The 14,356-nt window shown below is 74.1% G+C and carries 14 protein-coding genes; 5 read left to right on the top strand and 9 right to left on the bottom strand.

Going from position 1 to position 14,356, the window contains the following annotated elements:
- The 8 genes from AB0J97_RS49300 to AB0J97_RS49265 form a co-directional block, all read right to left on the bottom strand.
- A partial coding sequence (locus AB0J97_RS49300; protein WP_364103707.1) for a cytochrome P450 occupies positions 1 to 863 on the bottom strand: 863 nt, incomplete at its 3' end.
- 1 nt (position 864) lies between these two features.
- Positions 865 to 1,065: a ferredoxin gene (locus tag AB0J97_RS49295; protein ID WP_357705436.1), complete on the bottom strand. Its 201-nt coding sequence runs from the start codon at positions 1,063 to 1,065 to the stop codon at positions 865 to 867.
- The gene (locus tag AB0J97_RS49290; RefSeq protein ID WP_364103704.1) at positions 1,062 to 1,670 is read right to left on the bottom strand and encodes a helix-turn-helix domain-containing protein; all 609 of its coding nucleotides are present in this window, start codon (positions 1,668 to 1,670) and stop codon (positions 1,062 to 1,064) included. The genes AB0J97_RS49295 and AB0J97_RS49290 overlap by 4 nt, the downstream gene beginning before the upstream one ends.
- A gap of 48 nt (positions 1,671 to 1,718) precedes the next feature.
- Positions 1,719 to 2,105 carry a FixH family protein gene (locus tag AB0J97_RS49285; RefSeq protein WP_364103701.1) on the bottom strand — a complete coding sequence of 129 codons (387 nt, stop codon included), beginning with the start codon at positions 2,103 to 2,105 and terminating at the stop codon, positions 1,719 to 1,721.
- Entirely contained in the window at positions 2,102 to 3,391 is a 1,290-nt protein-coding gene (locus tag AB0J97_RS49280) for a hypothetical protein (RefSeq protein ID WP_364103698.1), read from the bottom strand. The genes AB0J97_RS49285 and AB0J97_RS49280 overlap by 4 nt, the downstream gene beginning before the upstream one ends.
- Positions 3,388 to 4,470, bottom strand: a complete 1,083-nt coding sequence (locus tag AB0J97_RS49275) for a hypothetical protein (protein ID WP_364103695.1) — start codon at positions 4,468 to 4,470, stop codon at positions 3,388 to 3,390. Before AB0J97_RS49275 ends, AB0J97_RS49280 begins: the two co-directional genes overlap by 4 nt.
- 160 nt (positions 4,471 to 4,630) lie before the next feature.
- The gene (locus AB0J97_RS49270) at positions 4,631 to 5,671 is read right to left on the bottom strand and encodes a methyltransferase (RefSeq protein ID WP_364103692.1); all 1,041 of its coding nucleotides are present in this window, start codon (positions 5,669 to 5,671) and stop codon (positions 4,631 to 4,633) included.
- Complete coding sequence (locus AB0J97_RS49265) at positions 5,668 to 6,669, bottom strand: ABC transporter substrate-binding protein (RefSeq protein WP_364103689.1); 1,002 nt, start codon at positions 6,667 to 6,669, stop codon at positions 5,668 to 5,670. Before AB0J97_RS49265 ends, AB0J97_RS49270 begins: the two co-directional genes overlap by 4 nt.
- Positions 6,670 to 6,903: 234 nt before the next feature.
- Between AB0J97_RS49265 and AB0J97_RS49260 the strand changes: the two genes are divergently transcribed.
- Complete coding sequence (locus AB0J97_RS49260; protein ID WP_364103686.1) at positions 6,904 to 7,122, top strand: hypothetical protein; 219 nt, start codon at positions 6,904 to 6,906, stop codon at positions 7,120 to 7,122.
- On the top strand, positions 7,119 to 7,970 hold the full coding sequence (locus tag AB0J97_RS49255; RefSeq protein WP_364103683.1) for a GDSL-type esterase/lipase family protein: 852 nt from the start codon (positions 7,119 to 7,121) through the stop codon (positions 7,968 to 7,970). Before AB0J97_RS49260 ends, AB0J97_RS49255 begins: the two co-directional genes overlap by 4 nt.
- On the opposite strand, the gene AB0J97_RS49250 is transcribed toward AB0J97_RS49255, so the two are convergent.
- A complete protein-coding gene (locus tag AB0J97_RS49250) occupies positions 7,918 to 9,780 on the bottom strand; it encodes an ABC transporter ATP-binding protein (RefSeq protein WP_364103680.1) in 1,863 nt (620 codons plus the stop codon). The genes AB0J97_RS49255 and AB0J97_RS49250 overlap by 53 nt on opposite strands.
- Before the next feature lie 189 nt (positions 9,781 to 9,969).
- On the opposite strand from AB0J97_RS49250, the gene AB0J97_RS49245 reads away from it, so the two are divergent.
- The 3 genes from AB0J97_RS49245 (at position 9,970) to secD (ending at position 14,321) form a co-directional block, all read left to right on the top strand.
- A complete protein-coding gene (locus AB0J97_RS49245; RefSeq protein WP_357705426.1) occupies positions 9,970 to 11,586 on the top strand; it encodes an amidase in 1,617 nt (538 codons plus the stop codon).
- An 80-nt stretch (positions 11,587 to 11,666) separates the two neighbouring features.
- Complete coding sequence (locus tag AB0J97_RS49240; RefSeq protein WP_364103676.1) at positions 11,667 to 12,044, top strand: hypothetical protein; 378 nt, start codon at positions 11,667 to 11,669, stop codon at positions 12,042 to 12,044.
- 39 nt (positions 12,045 to 12,083) lie between these two features.
- A complete protein-coding gene (gene secD, locus AB0J97_RS49235) occupies positions 12,084 to 14,321 on the top strand; it encodes a protein translocase subunit SecD (RefSeq protein WP_364103673.1) in 2,238 nt (745 codons plus the stop codon).
- Positions 14,322 to 14,356: the final 35 nt, after the last annotated feature.

Below are 14,356 nucleotides of genomic sequence, written 5' to 3'. Positions count from 1 at the left end.
TCGCGGTCTGTGGGGGTTTTGGCCAGGTGCCACAGGGAGGCGCCGATGGCGCTCCAGGTGGTGTCGATGCCCGCGATCAGCAGCAGGGCGATCGTGCCCGCCACGTGCCCGGCCTCCAGCTTGTGGCCGTACAGCTCGGCCTCGACGAGGTAGGTCGTGAGGTCGTCGCGCGGGTGTTCCACGTGGTCGCGGATCTGGTCCAGCAGGTAGTCGAAGAGCCGGCCCATGTTGGCGGTCCGCTGCTCGGGCGGCAGGTTGACGCCTTCGAGGGCGTTCTCGATGAACTCGCGGAAGCGCGGGCCGTCCTCGGGCGGGAAGCCCAGCATGTCGGCGATCACCCGCATCGGGATGTGCTGGGCGTAGTCGCGGGCCGCGTCCACGACGTCCTGGCCCTCCAGGCCGTCGATCAGCTCGTGGCACAGCGCCCGCGTCGACTCCTCCCGCCTGGCGACGGCCGTCTTGGTGAAGGCGGGCAGCAGCAGCTTGCGGGCGTCGTGGTGGAAGGGCGGGTCGGACGAGATCGGCGGCGTGCCGCCCACGGGCGCGCTCTCGCGCGGCGGACGGAAGTTGCTCATGATGATCGAGCGCGAGGAGAACCGCTCGGTGTCGTAGGCGACGGCGGCGACGTCCTCGTAGCGGGTGGGCAGCCAGCCGCCGCCGAACCGGTCGGTGTGCGCGATCGGGCAGCGCTGCCGCAGGTCGTCCTGGATGGGGTACGGGTCGGCGGCCCACTCCGGCTCCAGGTGGGAGAAGTCGGTGGCCCAGTCCGAGACCGGCCCGGTGACGATCTCGCTGCGGGTGCCGATCTCCTCGTCGTCGCCCGGCTCGCCGAAGTTCTTGACGAAGCGCTCGTCCACGCTCATGTCACGCCTCCCCGAGGAGGTCGATCGCCCGCTCGGGGCAGTTGGAGACGGCCAGCCGCGCCGTGCGCTCGTGGTCCGGCGTCACCGCGCCGTCGCCGAGGACCGTTCCGTAACCTTCGTCGTCCTCGCCGAACAGGTCGGGGGCGAGGTCGTAGCAGCGGCCATGTCCCTGGCAGCGCCCGGGGTCGATCTGTGCTCTCACGGCGTTCCTTCGTGCGGTGGGGCGGGGGAGAGGGCGGCGACGACGCGGATGAGCAGCCTGGCCCACTCCTCCTCGTCCACCTGGTGGGGGTCCGGGGCGATGAGCGCGCTGCCCATCGCGAGCAGGAGGCAGAAGTGGGCGACGGCCTCCGGTGACAGGGCGTGGTCGAGCTCGCCGCCGTCCTGGCCGGCGCGGACCAGGCCGGCCAGCCAGTGGGCGCGCTCGCCGACGTAGTCGCGCATGGGCAGGGCCACGTCCTCGTCGCGGCGGGCGGCGACCAGCGCCTCGACGATGAGGTCGCCGCCGGCGTCCCGGGGACGGGGGAGCCGGCGGCCGACGGCGACGAGCAGGTCGGCGACCGGACGATCGGGGTCGTCGGCGAACAGTCCGGCCAGCAGCCGCCGGCCGTGCGCGCCCAGCGCGGCCACGAGCAGGCCGGCCTTGGAGCCGAAGTGGGCGTACAGGGCGCCGTTGCTCACCCCCGCCGCGGCGGCGATGTCGGCGACGCGGGTGCCGTCGTAGCCGCGCCTGGCGAAGACGTCCGCGGCGGCGCGCAGCAGGCGTTCCCGCGTCTCGGCGGCGGTGACGCCGGCGATACGTCCCATGGACGAATTAAAAGATCGTTCATTTCATTCGTCAAGAGTCGGGCGTCTTCATCCCGTGATGGGCGCCTTGACCACCAGCACCTCCTCTCCCGCCGCGCCGTTCAGCCGGACCGACAGCTCCCACACCCCGGCCATCGGGAACAGCTCGCCCTCGGCCACGTAGCGGCCCGGCCCCTGCCCGTCGGCGACGATCTCCGGGGTCGCGTGGCCCATGCCGGGCATCACCGTCGACAGCGTCACCGTCCGCGGCTCGCCGGAGGTCACCTGGACCTCGGCCGTGACGCGGCCCGCCGTCGGCCTCGGGACCACGACCGTGACGGCGTACCGCGTGCCGGCGCTGGTGAGGGTGAGCGGGCCGGGCGCTGAGCCGCGCACGTACAGGAACACCGCCAGGGCCGCCGCGAGCAGGGCGGCGACGGCCAGGATCCGCCTCATCCGAGAGCCTCCGCGACCTCGACGGTGAAGGGCACGGTGACGATCCGGTCGCCAGCCGCGTACTGGGCCCAGGCCAGGTAGCGGCCCGGGGCGGGGAAGCTGAAGGTGAAGCGCAGCCGGGGCGCGGGCACGCCCATCTCGTGCACGTGGCCGAAGAACGTGCCGTCCTGGCTGCGCACGATCAGGTGCCCGGACATGCCCAGCCACTGCCGCGGCGTGACCCCGATGCCCACCTCGATCGCCGTCGGACGCCCCGCGACCGGCACGGACGGCCGCAGCACCGGCGTGATCCCCGTGGCGGGCGGCGTGGGTAGCACGGCAGGCGCGTGCCCGGCGACCCGGAACGCGCCGTCGAGCAGCTGGCCGCCGGAGTCCTCGCGTTCCAGCTCCGCGTAGGCCAGGAACCGGCCCGGCCGGTCGGCGCGCAGCCGGGCCTCCAGCCGTCCCGGCGCGGTGCGCAGCGGGTGCAGGTGCCGGAAGTACGCGCCGTCCTCGCTGGTGACGACCAGGTGGGCGAGCGCCTCGTGGTGCAGGACGAGATCGTCCACCGGGTGCCCGGTCGAGCCGTCGGTGAGGTCGAGGCGCAGCGTGAACTCCTCGCCGGGGGCCGGACTGGCCGGGAGGGTCGTCACCCGTCCCCGCGCGAAGGGTCGTCCGGCCGCCGGCGCCCCCACCGCCCGCGTGTCCACCGTCGGGACGGCGCCGTCGGGCGGCGGAGGCGGCAGCGCGGGCTCGAACACGACGACCATCGCGGCCACCGTCACCGCGGCCGCCGCGCCCCCGGCCAGCAGCATCGCCGGGGTCCTGCGCGACAGCGCCCCGGTCAGCAGGCCGCCCACCAGCAGCAGCCCGGCCACGAGCAGGCCGCCGTAGATCAGGAACTCGCCGGCGGAGCCCCGGTCCACCAGGACGCGGAACGGCAGCACGGCGACCTCGCCCCCCGCCGTCAGCCTGAGCTCGTGCGGCCCGGTGTGCTCGACCGGGAGCTTGGCGTACCGCGGGGTGGCGGACGGCTGCGCGGTGGCCGTCACCTTGTGGCCGTCCTCGACCGAGCGCACCTCCAGGCCGACCGGCGGCCCGGTCGCCGGCTCGTAGGCGATCACGCCGATCAGCAGCGGCCCCGGCACCCGCGACGTGCCCTTGATCACGACCGTCAGCTCGGCGCCGGCGATCGTCTGGGCGAAGCGCAGGTCCGCACCGGCCGTGACGTTGTGAGCCGCGGCCGGTGCGGACCCCGCGAGCAGGAGTACGGCGACGAGACACAGGACCCGGAGCGGCCGGATCATGCCCGTCCGGCGTCGGCCGCGTCCGCGGGGAGCGCGTTCGGCAGGAACAGCGCACCGAGCGCCAGGCCGATCAGCCCGGCCACCACCGGCGCGCCGGTCCACAGCTCGGGCACCGCGGGCAGGCCGCCACCGGCCGCCGAGGCGACCCCGATGTAGAGCGACCAGGTGACGAAGGCCGACAGCCCGGCGAAGGCCCAGTAGGCGCCCCGCCGCGCGCCGGACGGGCGCAGCAGCCGGATCAGCACGTCGCTCGCCAGGCCCGCGGCGACGAACGTGAGCAGCGTCGGCACGTTCTCGAACGCCGTCTGCGCGCCGGGCATCAGGACGGCGACCGTGTACATGACGGTCACCGCGCCGAAGGGCAGGTTCCACCGCCGGACCAGCAGCAGCACCGGGGTGAGCAGGATGACGTTGCTGATGACCATCGCGGTGGCCAGACGGTCGGCGCCCGCGTCCTCGACGCTGGAGAACGCCTCGACGATGTGTGCGGACCGGTACTGGAGGGCGTCGCCGTACGACAGGAACAGCGACACCAGCGTGGCCGCGAACGCGAGCCCGGCCAGCGCCGGGAACAGCCGCCGGAGCGAGGGCCGCACGCCCGTGTCGGGGGCGTTCCAGGCCGAGCGCAGCGGTGTGGTGATGATGAGCAGCATGGTCACGATCAGCCCCAGGTGGGACGGGCTGAACAGGATGTCGACGCTCGTCTCGATGCCGAGCACGGTGTGCCAGGTCATGTCGGCCAGCCCGAAGAGGGCGAACGCCGGGATGGCGACCAGCCCGGCCAGATAGCCCTGGGGAACGGCGGCCAGCCCCTGGCGGCCGAGCCGCACGTTGCGGAACACCTGCCAGATGATCCAGCCGGACACCGCCGCGAACCCCGAGTAGAAGGCCGCGTGCCACGGCGTGAAGAACGTCTCCAGGTCGCTGCGGTTGCTGTGCGCCCACGCGTCGATCATCAGCCCGACGCCGAACCAGACCCCCAGCAGCGCGGTGGCGAGATCCGTCCGGAGCGGGACCCAGCCACGCGGCTCCCCAGAGTCCGCAAGTAATCGCCGAATGCCCGTGTTGCTCTCTGCCACTTCGCGTCTCCCTTCTTCCATGATCGAATACTTGCAGAAGCCGCGAAGTGGCGGGAAGACCAAGATCGCCATCACCGAGCGGCCCGGGCCCCCGCCCGTGGCCGCCAGTCTCATCGACGGACGCCGGACGCGCGCGACGGCGAAGGGTCCACGCGGGGGCTCATTCCGTGGCGGGGCGCTGCCTGGCCACCACCAGGTGCAGCCCGTGGGGGAGCGGATCGGTGCGGGCGACATGCAGCCCCGCGGCCCCCAGCAGGTTCCCGACCTGGGTCAGCGTGCGTTCCTGGCCGCCGCTGAACAGCGTGAGCATCTTCATGTCCAGCGCCACCGCCGACGTCGGCGAGCGGCGCGGGTCGTCGTCGAGGACGGCGTCCACGATCCACAGCTCGGCGCGGCCGTCCATCAGGGCGGCGAGCCGCGCCAGCAGCTTGGCGGCCTGCTCGTCGGGATAGTTGTGCAGGATGTTGCCCAGCAGGTACAGACCCGCCCGGGGCAGCGGGTCGGCGAACATGTCGCCCTCGGCCACGGTGATGCCCGCCCGGCCGTCCAGGTGAGTCCGGGCCTGGGCCGCCACCTCGGGCAGCTCGAACAGCACGCCGCGCAGCCGCGGGTGGGCCGCCAGGATCGTGGCCAGGACGATGCCGGTGCCGCCGCCGATGTCGGCCACCGCGTCCACGCCGGTCAGGTCCTGCCCGGCCAGCGCGCGGGCCACGGTGACGCTGCGGGTGGCCATGAACTCGTTGAACAGGGCGCCGGCCGCGGGCCGGGTGCCCAGCCAGGCGTAGGGGGAGTCCACCTGGTGGAGCTCCAGGGCGGCGGGCTCACCTGTGGTGATCGTCCGGTGCAGCAGGTCGGCCGAGTCGCGCCACAGCTCCTCGCCCCACATCAGCGCCGCGGGGGCCAGGGAGTCGTCCCGGCCGCTGGTGAGCAGGTCGCCCTCGCCGGTGAGCAGGTAGCGGCCGCGGGCGTCCCGCTCGACCAGCCGCAGGTGGTCCAGCGTGCGCAGCAGGCGGCCCAGCAGCGTCTCGTCGGGACGCCCGGTCCCGCCCGCGGCGATCTCGTCGGCCAGCTCGTCCACGGCGCACGGCCCGGCGGCCAGCAGGTCGAAGACCGACAGCCGCAGGGCGGCCCGGACGGCGGCGTACAGGATGAAGTCGTCTACCAGGCGCAGCACCCGCGCCCGCTCCGGCGTCTCGCTCATGGGTTCCCCTTCCCCGGCTCCCAGGCCGGCCGGACGATCATGCTCTCCGCCCGCAGCGGCGCGGGCAGGTAACCGAACCTCACCATGGTGTCCACCACCGACTGCAGCCCTTCGGGCTCCAGCGCGGCGGGGAACGTGCCGAGCGTGATCGTCGGCAGGACCTCGCGCGGGATCTTCGTGTACGTCCCCAGCACCCCGGTGACCAGCGTCCGGTCCCGGGCGTCGAGCTGGGCGTGGGCCATGGCCCGCTGGAACCCGGCCACGGCCCGTGGACGGGCGCTCGCGTACGACGCGGTCGTGGCCCACCCGGCGATCGGCCACCCGGCCGGGACGTTCGCCATGGCGTCGCCCAGCGACCTGCCGCCCTGCCGGGCGTAGGCGGTGATGAACGGCTCGGTCATCCAGGCCACGTCCACCGTGCCCGCGGCCAGCGCGGCCGGCATGTCGGGCAGGGGGAGCTCCTTGAACGCGACGTCGTCCGCCGACAGCCCGGCCGCGGCGAGCACGGTCTCGGCGCTCAGCGTGCCGACCGACCGCAGCGTGGCCACCGCGACGCTCCTCTTCACGCCGCCCGACGGCCGCAGGTCGCGCACGCTCCTGATCGGGCTGCCGGGCGCCACGAAGAGCTGGAACGCGCCCGGCGCGGCGTGGTAGGCGTCGGCGACCAGCTTCAGCCGCCCCGGCTCCCGCCGCTGGTACAGAACCGCGGTGACGTAGTTGACCAGCCCGAACTCCAGGGCGCCGCCCTTCATCCTGTCGATCGCCGGGCCGCCGCCCTGCACGACCACCGGCTCGGCCGACAGCCCCTCGGCGGCGAAGTAGCCGCGGTCGCGGGCGATGTAGACCAGCGCGCTGTCGGGGATCGGGATGACGCCGATCCTGATCTTCTCCAGCGGCGCGCCGGAGCCGGTGGCCCCCGGGGCGCCGGGCGCGGCCCCGCCGCAGCCCGCGGCCAGGGTGACCAGCAGGAACAGCAACAGCGGACGTAATCGTCTCACGGTTCTCCCTTCGAGGTCCGCCGCCGGCCCTCGCTCCCGCTGGCGGCCTGGACACGGGTCGGAACCAACGCCCTTGAGTGCACCACCGGGACGCCTGCCTTGCAACGTCCGGTCAGAACGGGAATGGCGCCGTGTCAGAAGCGGGCACCGCTGTTGACCCGGGTCCCGGCTCGGCATACCTTCCGAAAGAAAGCCGCGCTTCCCGGCGAGCACTGGGTCGACACCTGGACCTCGATGCCGCAGCTCACCGAGCCGGGCAACATGCCGCCGCCGCCGTACACGCAGGACGGCCTGGTGCTGGCCGACACCACCCTGCGGCAGACCGTCCGCGTCTCGGCCGGCGGCAAACGTGTACGGGTGCGCTTCTCCAACGCCTTCGGCGGCGCGCCGCTGCCCATCACCCGGGCCTCCGTCGCGTTCCCGCGCTCGCGCCCCGCTCGGTGCTGTCGGTGACCGTGCACCTCGCCGACGGGCAGGCGTCGAACGCCCTCACCTCCCACCCCGGCTCCAGGACCACCTCCTACCTGGCCCGCGGCGACCAGACCGAGGCCGCCGACCTGACCGGCGCCACCCCGGTCGACCACTGGTACCTGCTCAGCGCGGTCGAGGTGCGGGCCGGACGGTCCACCGCCGCGCTCGCCGTGCTGGGCGACTCGCTCACCGACGGCAGGGGCTCCACCACCAACCGCAACGACCGCTGGCCCGACCAGCTGCTCGACCGGCTGCAACCGCGCCTGCCCGGCCTCGCGCTGGCCAACCAGGCCACCGGCGGCAACCGGGTGCTGAACGACGGCCTCGGCCCGGCCGCCCTGGCCCGGCTGGACCGCGACGTGCTCGCCCGGAGCGGCCTGGCCTGGCTGATCGTCTTCGAGGGCGTCAACGACATCGGCACCGCCCCCGCCACCCAGGCCGCGCAACGCCAGGTCGCCGCCTACGACCAGATCGTCACCCGCGCCCACACCCAGGACCTGCGGGTGTACGGCGCCACCCTCACCCCCTTCGGCGGCAACGCCTCCTACGACGACCCCGGCGGCTACCGGGAGGCGGCCAGGCAGCAGGTCGACGAGTGGATCCGGACGAGCGGCACGTTCGACGCCGTGATCGACCTCGACCGCGCGGCCCGCGACCCGGCCGCCCCCCCGCAACCTGCTGCCCGCCTACGACGTCGGCGACCGCCTGCACCTGAACCCGGCGGGGTACAAGGCGCTGGCCGAGGCCGTGCCGTCCGGGCTGCTGCGCCGCTGAGGATCAGCGGTAGGCGGCGGCCTGAAGGGTGTAGAGGTCGGCGTAGAGGCCGTTGAGCGCCATCAGGGCCTGGTGGTCGCCCTGCTCGGTGACCTTGCCGTGGTCGAGGACATAGATGCGGTCGGCGTACCGCACGCTGGCCAGGCGGTGGGTGATGAGCAGGACCGTGCGGCCCTCGGAGTGGTCGCGGATGCGCTCGAACAGGGCGTGCTCCGCGCGGGCGTCGAGGGCCGCCGTGGGCTCGTCGCAGATGAGCAGGTCGGCGTCGCGGTGGAAGCCACGGGCCACGGCGACGCGCTGCCACTGGCCGCCGGACAGCTCCTGGCCGTCCTTGAACCGGCGGTCGAGCAGCGTGCGGTAGCCGTGGGGCAGGCCCGCGACCACCTCGTCGGCGCCGGCGACCGAGGCCGCCGCGACCAGGGCGGCCTCGCCCTTGTCGGTGCCCATGGTGATGTTGTAGCGGGCGGTGAGCGGCCAGCGGGTGTGGTCCTGGGCGATGACGGCCGTGCGCAGGCGCAGCTCGTCGGGGGGCACGTCGGTCAGGTCGACGTCGTCCCAGGAGACGCCGCCGGAGTCGGGCTCGTACAGGCCGGACAGGATCTTGGCCAGGGTGGTCTTGCCGGAGCCGTTCTCGCCCACGAACGCGATGATCTCGCCGCGCTTGATCTCGACCGTCACCCCGCGCAGCGCCGGCTGCTCGGCGCCCGGATAGGTGAACGTCACGTCGTCGGCCACGATGCGCTCGAACCTCTCGGGCACGGCCGCCGGGCGGGCGCCGGGCACGCGGCGTTCGGCGTCGGCGCAGAACTGGAGGAAGTCGGTGAAGTAGAGGCCGTCCTCGTAGAGGCGGTTGGTGGCGTAGAGGAGGTTGGCCAGCGACGTCTGGCCGGTCCTGATGGCCAGCACCGCGGTGCCGGCGACCGCCAGCGGGATCGCGGCCAGGGCCAGCAGCAGGCCGAGCGCGACGTAGACCAGGGCGGTGCCGAGGCCGCCGAGGGCCTCGCCGACCAGGCGGGCCAGGGTCTGGCGTCTGGCCAGGACGAGCAGGACGTCCTGCTCGGCCTTGGCGACCGCGTCGTACATGCGCAGCAGGAAGCCGCGCATGGTGAACGAGCGCACCTCGGCGGCGGGCTCGCGGTCGGCCAGCAGCTCGGCGATGATCCACTTGCGGCGGCGGGCGGGGATGAGGGAGTACATCGTCGAGTAGCGCATGCGGGCGCCGCGCACGGTGGCCCACGCGTCGGGCAGCACGGCCAGCAGGAGCAGCGGCAGCAGGACCGGGTGCAGCACGCCCAGCACGCCCGCCGCCGCCGCGATGCCGACGGCCGCGGTGACGACGTTGATGGCCGAGCTGACCACCGAGCTGGCCACGCTGACGCCGCGCTGGTTGGCGCGTTCGAGGCTGTCGTGGAACTCCGGGTCGTCGTAGGCGACCAGCTCCACCTGGCTGGTCAGGCCGTAGAGGCGTTCCTCGGTGTGGCGGGAGATCTGCGGGGTGAGGCGTGACTGGGCCCAGCCCGCGCCGGCCTGGACCACCGTGCGCAGCACGGCGGCCGCGCCGACCAGGACGAGGCTGGGCAGGGCGGCCAGCACGCGGTCGGGGGTCGGGCCCTCGCTGAACAGGGCGCTCAGCACGCCGGTCGTGGCCAGCAGGCCGAAGGCGGTGAACAGGCCGCCGAGGAGGTTGAGCGCGATGGTGGCCACGGTGTCGCGGGGGCCGGCCCGCCAGGACATGCTCATCGCCTGGGCGACGAGCGAGGGCAGGCGTCTGGCGATGGTCAGGAAGCCGACCTCGGCCATCTTGTCGTTGTGGGCGTACCAGTCGGAGATGGTGATCTCACCGAGTTCCAGAGGCTCATCGGGCATGCGCTGAGTGTGCGGGCGGCCACCGACGGTTTCCGCCTCCGCGGCCGGCAGGGTGACAGGACGGTGGCCCGGACGCCAGCCGCCTGTCCACGACCCGCCAGACAGGGACGCGTCACGCGGGCAGCCCGCGAGAATATATACGAAGTGGAATATTTTCCAGCGAAAGCATTCTGGCTAGGCTCGACAGCCATGACGCTCATGAAGCCCGCCCGCCGAGTGGCCGCCGCGCTCGCGCTCGCCCTCGCCGCCGGGTTAACCGCGGCCGCCCCCGCGCACGCGCGCGAGGCGGCCCCTATCCCTGCCGTCGCCGGCACCGTCCTGCGCGGCCTGGACCTCGACCGCGCCACCGTGCTCGACCTGCAGCGCGCCATGGACCGCGGCCGCTTCGACGCGGTGACGCTCACCCGCTTCTACCTCGACCGCATCCGCGCGGTGGACCCGCTGCTGCACGCGGTCATCCAGACCAACCCCGCCGCGCTGCGCGAGGCCGAGTCCAGCGACCGGCGTCGCCGCCGCGGCGCGCACGGACCGCTGGAAGGCGTCCCGGTCCTGCTCAAGGACAACATCGACACCGCCGCGCCGCTGCGCACGACCGCCGGCTCGCAGGCGCTGCTCGGCTCCCGGCCGGGCGCGGAGGCGTTCCTCGTCCAGCGGTTGCGCGCGGCCGGGGCGGTGATCCTGGGCAAGGCGAACCTGTCGGAATGGGCGAACTTCCGCTCCAGCCCGTCCTCCAGCGGGTGGAGCGCGGTCGGCGGGCAGACCAACAACCCCTACGTCCTGGACCGCAACCCCTGCGGGTCGAGCAGCGGCTCGGCGGTCGCCGCCGCCGCCACCCTGGCCGCGGTCACCATCGGCACCGAGACCGACGGCTCGATCGTCTGCCCGGCCGGGATCAACGGCGTGGTCGGCATCAAGCCCACGCTCGGGCTGGTCAGCCGGGCCGGCGTGGTGCCGCTGTCGTCCCGGCAGGACACCGCGGGCCCGATCACCAGGAACGTCACCGACGCCGCCGCCGTGCTCTCGGCCATCCAGGGGCCGGACCCGCGCGACCCCGCGACCGTCCCGGGCGGCGACCGCGACTACCTCAAGGCCCTGCGGCCCGGCGCGCTGAACGGCGCCCGCGTCGGCGTGTGGCGCTCGGTCGCGGGCGACAACCAGGAGGTGCGCGCCGCCCTGGACGCCACCGTCGCCACCCTCAGGGCCCGCGGCGCGACCGTCGTGGACGTCGAGCTGGAAGGCATGGACGAAGCCGGCGAGGCCGAGTTCCCCGCGCTGCTGACCGAGTTCAAGCACGACCTGAACGCCTACCTGGCCGCCACCCCCGGACGGCACCCCGCCGACCTGGCTGGGCTGATCGACTTCAACCGGCGGCACGCCGGGACCGAACTGCGCTACTTCGGGCAGGAGATCTTCGAGCAGGCGCAGGCCACCACCGGCGACCTGGACGACCCCGCCTACCGCGCCCTCCGGGACAAGGCCACCACCCTGGCCCGCCGCGCGATCGACTCCGCGATGGCCGCCGGCCGCCTGGACGCGCTGCTCGCCCCCACCAACCACGCGGCCTGGCTGACCGACCTGACCAAGGGCGACGACTTCACCGGGTTCGTCGCCTCCTCCGCGCCCTCGGCGATCTCCGGGTATCCGGCGGTCACCGTCCCGGCCGGTTACGCCAGGGACGTCCTGCCGCTCGGCGTCACCTTCTTCGGCGGGCGCCTGTCCGAGCCGTCCCTGATCGCCCTCGCGTACGCCTTCGAGCAGGCCGCTCAGGTCCGCAGGCCGCCGACGTACTTGCGCACCCTGCCCTGAGCGGCCCGGCGGCGGGCTACGGTAGGGGCGACGACGGCCACCACGGCCAACCACGGCCACCACGACGGGAAGGAGGCGACGTGCGCACCAGGCTGCCCGCCGCCCTTCTTCTCGTCCTGTCGTGGCTGCTTCCCACGATCGGCCAGGCGGCCGGTCACGGGACCGGGCCCGGGATCGGGCACAGCCAGGTCGCCCCGCAGGTCGCGGCGATCCGGGCGGCGATCGACCAGGCCGCCGCCGTCCAGCTCGGCTCCACGCCGCCGCCGCCTCCGCTCGCGCAGATCAGGCACGGCGGGCACGACCAGGCGGGGCCGGGCGGCCCGGCGCTGTCCGCGGCCGCCCCGGCCCGCCTGCCGCAGGTCTGGTCGGCCGTCGTACGGCGGCCCGGCTCCCGCGCCGCCGCCGACCGCCCCCAGGGCGCGGCGGCGGCCCGCGCGCCTCCCTCCACGGTGCTCTGAAGATCCCCTCTTCCGCACACCTGAGCCTGTGGAGGCTTCATGTCACGTGCGCCCATGTGGCGCGCGCTGGCGGCGCTGGCCGTCATCGCGACCTCGATCATCCTGTCCCTCACCGCCACGCCACGCCTCGGCCTCGACCTGCGCGGCGGTACCCAGCTCGTCTTCGAGGCCAGAGACTCCCCGACGGTCCAGGCCGACTCCTCGGCCACCGACCGCGCCCTCGACGTGCTCCGCCGCCGGGCGGACGCGCTGGGGGTCGTCGATCCCACCCTGGTCCGCTCCGGCGAGAAGCGGATCATCGTCGAGCTGCCCGGCGTGCTCGACCCCAGCAAGGCGGCCGAGGTCATCGGCCGTACCGCACAGCTCGCCTTCCACCCGGTCACCGGCCCGGCGAAGGACGGCGACGCCACCGCGCTGCCCGACGAGAGCGGCCGCCCGCTCGCGCTCGGCCCGGCGGCGATCAGCGGCGACGGCGTCAGCGACGCCGCCGAGCGCAGCGACCCGCAGCAGGGGCCCGGCTGGTGGGTCACGGTGGACTTCCGCGACGCCGACGCCTGGCAGCAGATGACCGGCGCGGCCGCCTGCCAGCCGGAGGGCGACCCGAAGCGGCGCGTCGCCATCGTGCTCGACAAGAAGATCATCTCCTCGCCGCAGCTCGACCCGTCCGTCGCGTGCGGGACCGGCATCCCCGGCGGCAGCACCCAGATCACCGGGTCCTTCACCCACGAGGAGGCCCGCGACCTGGCCGTGCTGATCAAGGGCGGCGCGCTGCCCGTGCCGCTCGACCTGGTCGAGCAGCGGACGGTCGGCCCCACGCTGGGCGAGGCCGCCGTCGAGGCCAGCGTCAAGGCCGCGATCGTCGGGCTGGTGCTGACCGCCCTGTTCATCATCGCGGTCTACCGCCTGTCCGGCCTGCTGGCCGCCATCGCGCTGATGTGCTACGGCCTGATCTCCTACGCCGCGCTGGTCGCGATGGGCGCGACCTTCACGCTGCCCGGACTTGCCGGGTTCGTGCTGGCGATCGGCATGGCGGTCGACGCCAACGTGCTCGTCTTCGAACGCGCCAGGGAGGAGTACGGCCTGGCCCCGGCACGCGGGCTCGCGCCGGCGCTCAACCGGGGGTTCAAGAACGCCTGGAGCGCCATCGCCGACTCCAACGCCACCACGCTCATCGCCGCCGGGCTGCTGTTCTGGCTGGCCTCCGGGCCGGTCAAGGGGTTCGGCGTGACGCTGGCGATCGGCGTGCTGGCCTCGCTGGTGTCGGCCATGCTGATCACCCGCGTGCTCACCCAGGCCGTCGCCGCGCGGATCGGGCCGCGCCTGTCGGGCCTCGCCTCGCCCGGCGCCGTCAGGACGTGGCTGGCCCGCCGGAACCCCCAGCTCATGAAGGCCAGGAAGGTGTGGCTGGCGGTCGCGGGCGGCCTGGCCGTCGCGGCGCTGGCCGGGCTGTTCACCCGCGGGCTGGACTTCGGGGTCGAGTTCACCGGCGGCCGGCTCGTGGAGTTCGGCACGTCCAGGCCGGTCGAGGCCGACACGGCCCGGCGGCTGGTGAGCGAGGCCGGGTATCCGGGCGCGGTCGTGCAGGCCACCGGCGACGGCGTGGCCGTACGCGCGGGGCAGCTCGACCCGGCCAAGGTCCAGGCCGCGCTGGAGGGACAGGCCGGCGAGGTGACCAAGCGGCGTGACGAGTTCATCGGCCCCACGCTGGGCGAGGAGCTGCGCCGCAACGCCGTCATCGCGCTCGGCGTGGCCGTGGCGGCCCAGCTCGTCTACCTGGCGGTGCGGTTCCGGTGGACGTTCGGCACGGCGACCGTGCTGGCGCTGCTGGTGGACCTGGCCGTGGTGATCGGGCTGTTCGCCTGGCTCGGCAAGCCGGTGGACGGTGTGTTCCTGGCCGCGATGCTGACCGTGGTCGGCTACTCGGTCAACGACAAGGTGGTGGTGTTCGACCGGGTGCGGGAGCTGTGGGCCGCCCGCCGCACCGCGCCGCTGGCCGAGGCGGTGAACACGGCGATCCTGCAGACCGTGCCGCGGACCGTCAACACCGGGCTCGGCGCGCTGTTCGTCCTGGTCGCGCTGGCCGTCTTCGGCGGCGACTCGCTGCGTGACTTCGCGATCGCGCTGGTCACCGGGATCGTCGTGGGCACGCTGACCTCGTCGTTCGTGGCGGGCCCGGTGGCCATCGGCCTGGCCAGGTACGACCGCCGTCCGGCACCCCAGCCGCCCGCGCCCAAGGCCGCCCGGCGGCCCCGCGAGGGCTCGGGAGCGGTGTTGTGACCGGCCGCGGGCCCGCCCCCCAGCGGGCGGGCCCG

The sequence above is a fragment of the Nonomuraea sp. NPDC049607 genome (assembly GCF_040675375.1).
Lineage (GTDB): Bacteria > Actinomycetota > Actinomycetes > Streptosporangiales > Streptosporangiaceae > Nonomuraea.
Note: the sequence above shows the minus strand (reverse complement) of the source record. Positions and strands in the feature narration are given on the sequence as shown.

Coding starts and splice junctions, on each gene's coding strand:
- AB0J97_RS49250 (WP_364103680.1), bottom strand. CDS start 9,780: ATGCCCGATGAGCCTCTGGAACTCGGTGAGATCACCATCTCCGACTGG.
- AB0J97_RS49270 (WP_364103692.1), bottom strand. CDS start 5,671: ATGAGCGAGACGCCGGAGCGGGCGCGGGTGCTGCGCCTGGTAGACGAC.
- AB0J97_RS49285 (WP_364103701.1), bottom strand. CDS start 2,105: ATGAGGCGGATCCTGGCCGTCGCCGCCCTGCTCGCGGCGGCCCTGGCG.
- AB0J97_RS49280 (WP_364103698.1), bottom strand. CDS start 3,391: ATGATCCGGCCGCTCCGGGTCCTGTGTCTCGTCGCCGTACTCCTGCTC.
- secD (WP_364103673.1), top strand. CDS start 12,084: ATGTCACGTGCGCCCATGTGGCGCGCGCTGGCGGCGCTGGCCGTCATC.
- AB0J97_RS49290 (WP_364103704.1), bottom strand. CDS start 1,670: ATGGGACGTATCGCCGGCGTCACCGCCGCCGAGACGCGGGAACGCCTG.
- AB0J97_RS49245 (WP_357705426.1), top strand. CDS start 9,970: ATGACGCTCATGAAGCCCGCCCGCCGAGTGGCCGCCGCGCTCGCGCTC.
- AB0J97_RS49260 (WP_364103686.1), top strand. CDS start 6,904: ATGCCGCAGCTCACCGAGCCGGGCAACATGCCGCCGCCGCCGTACACG.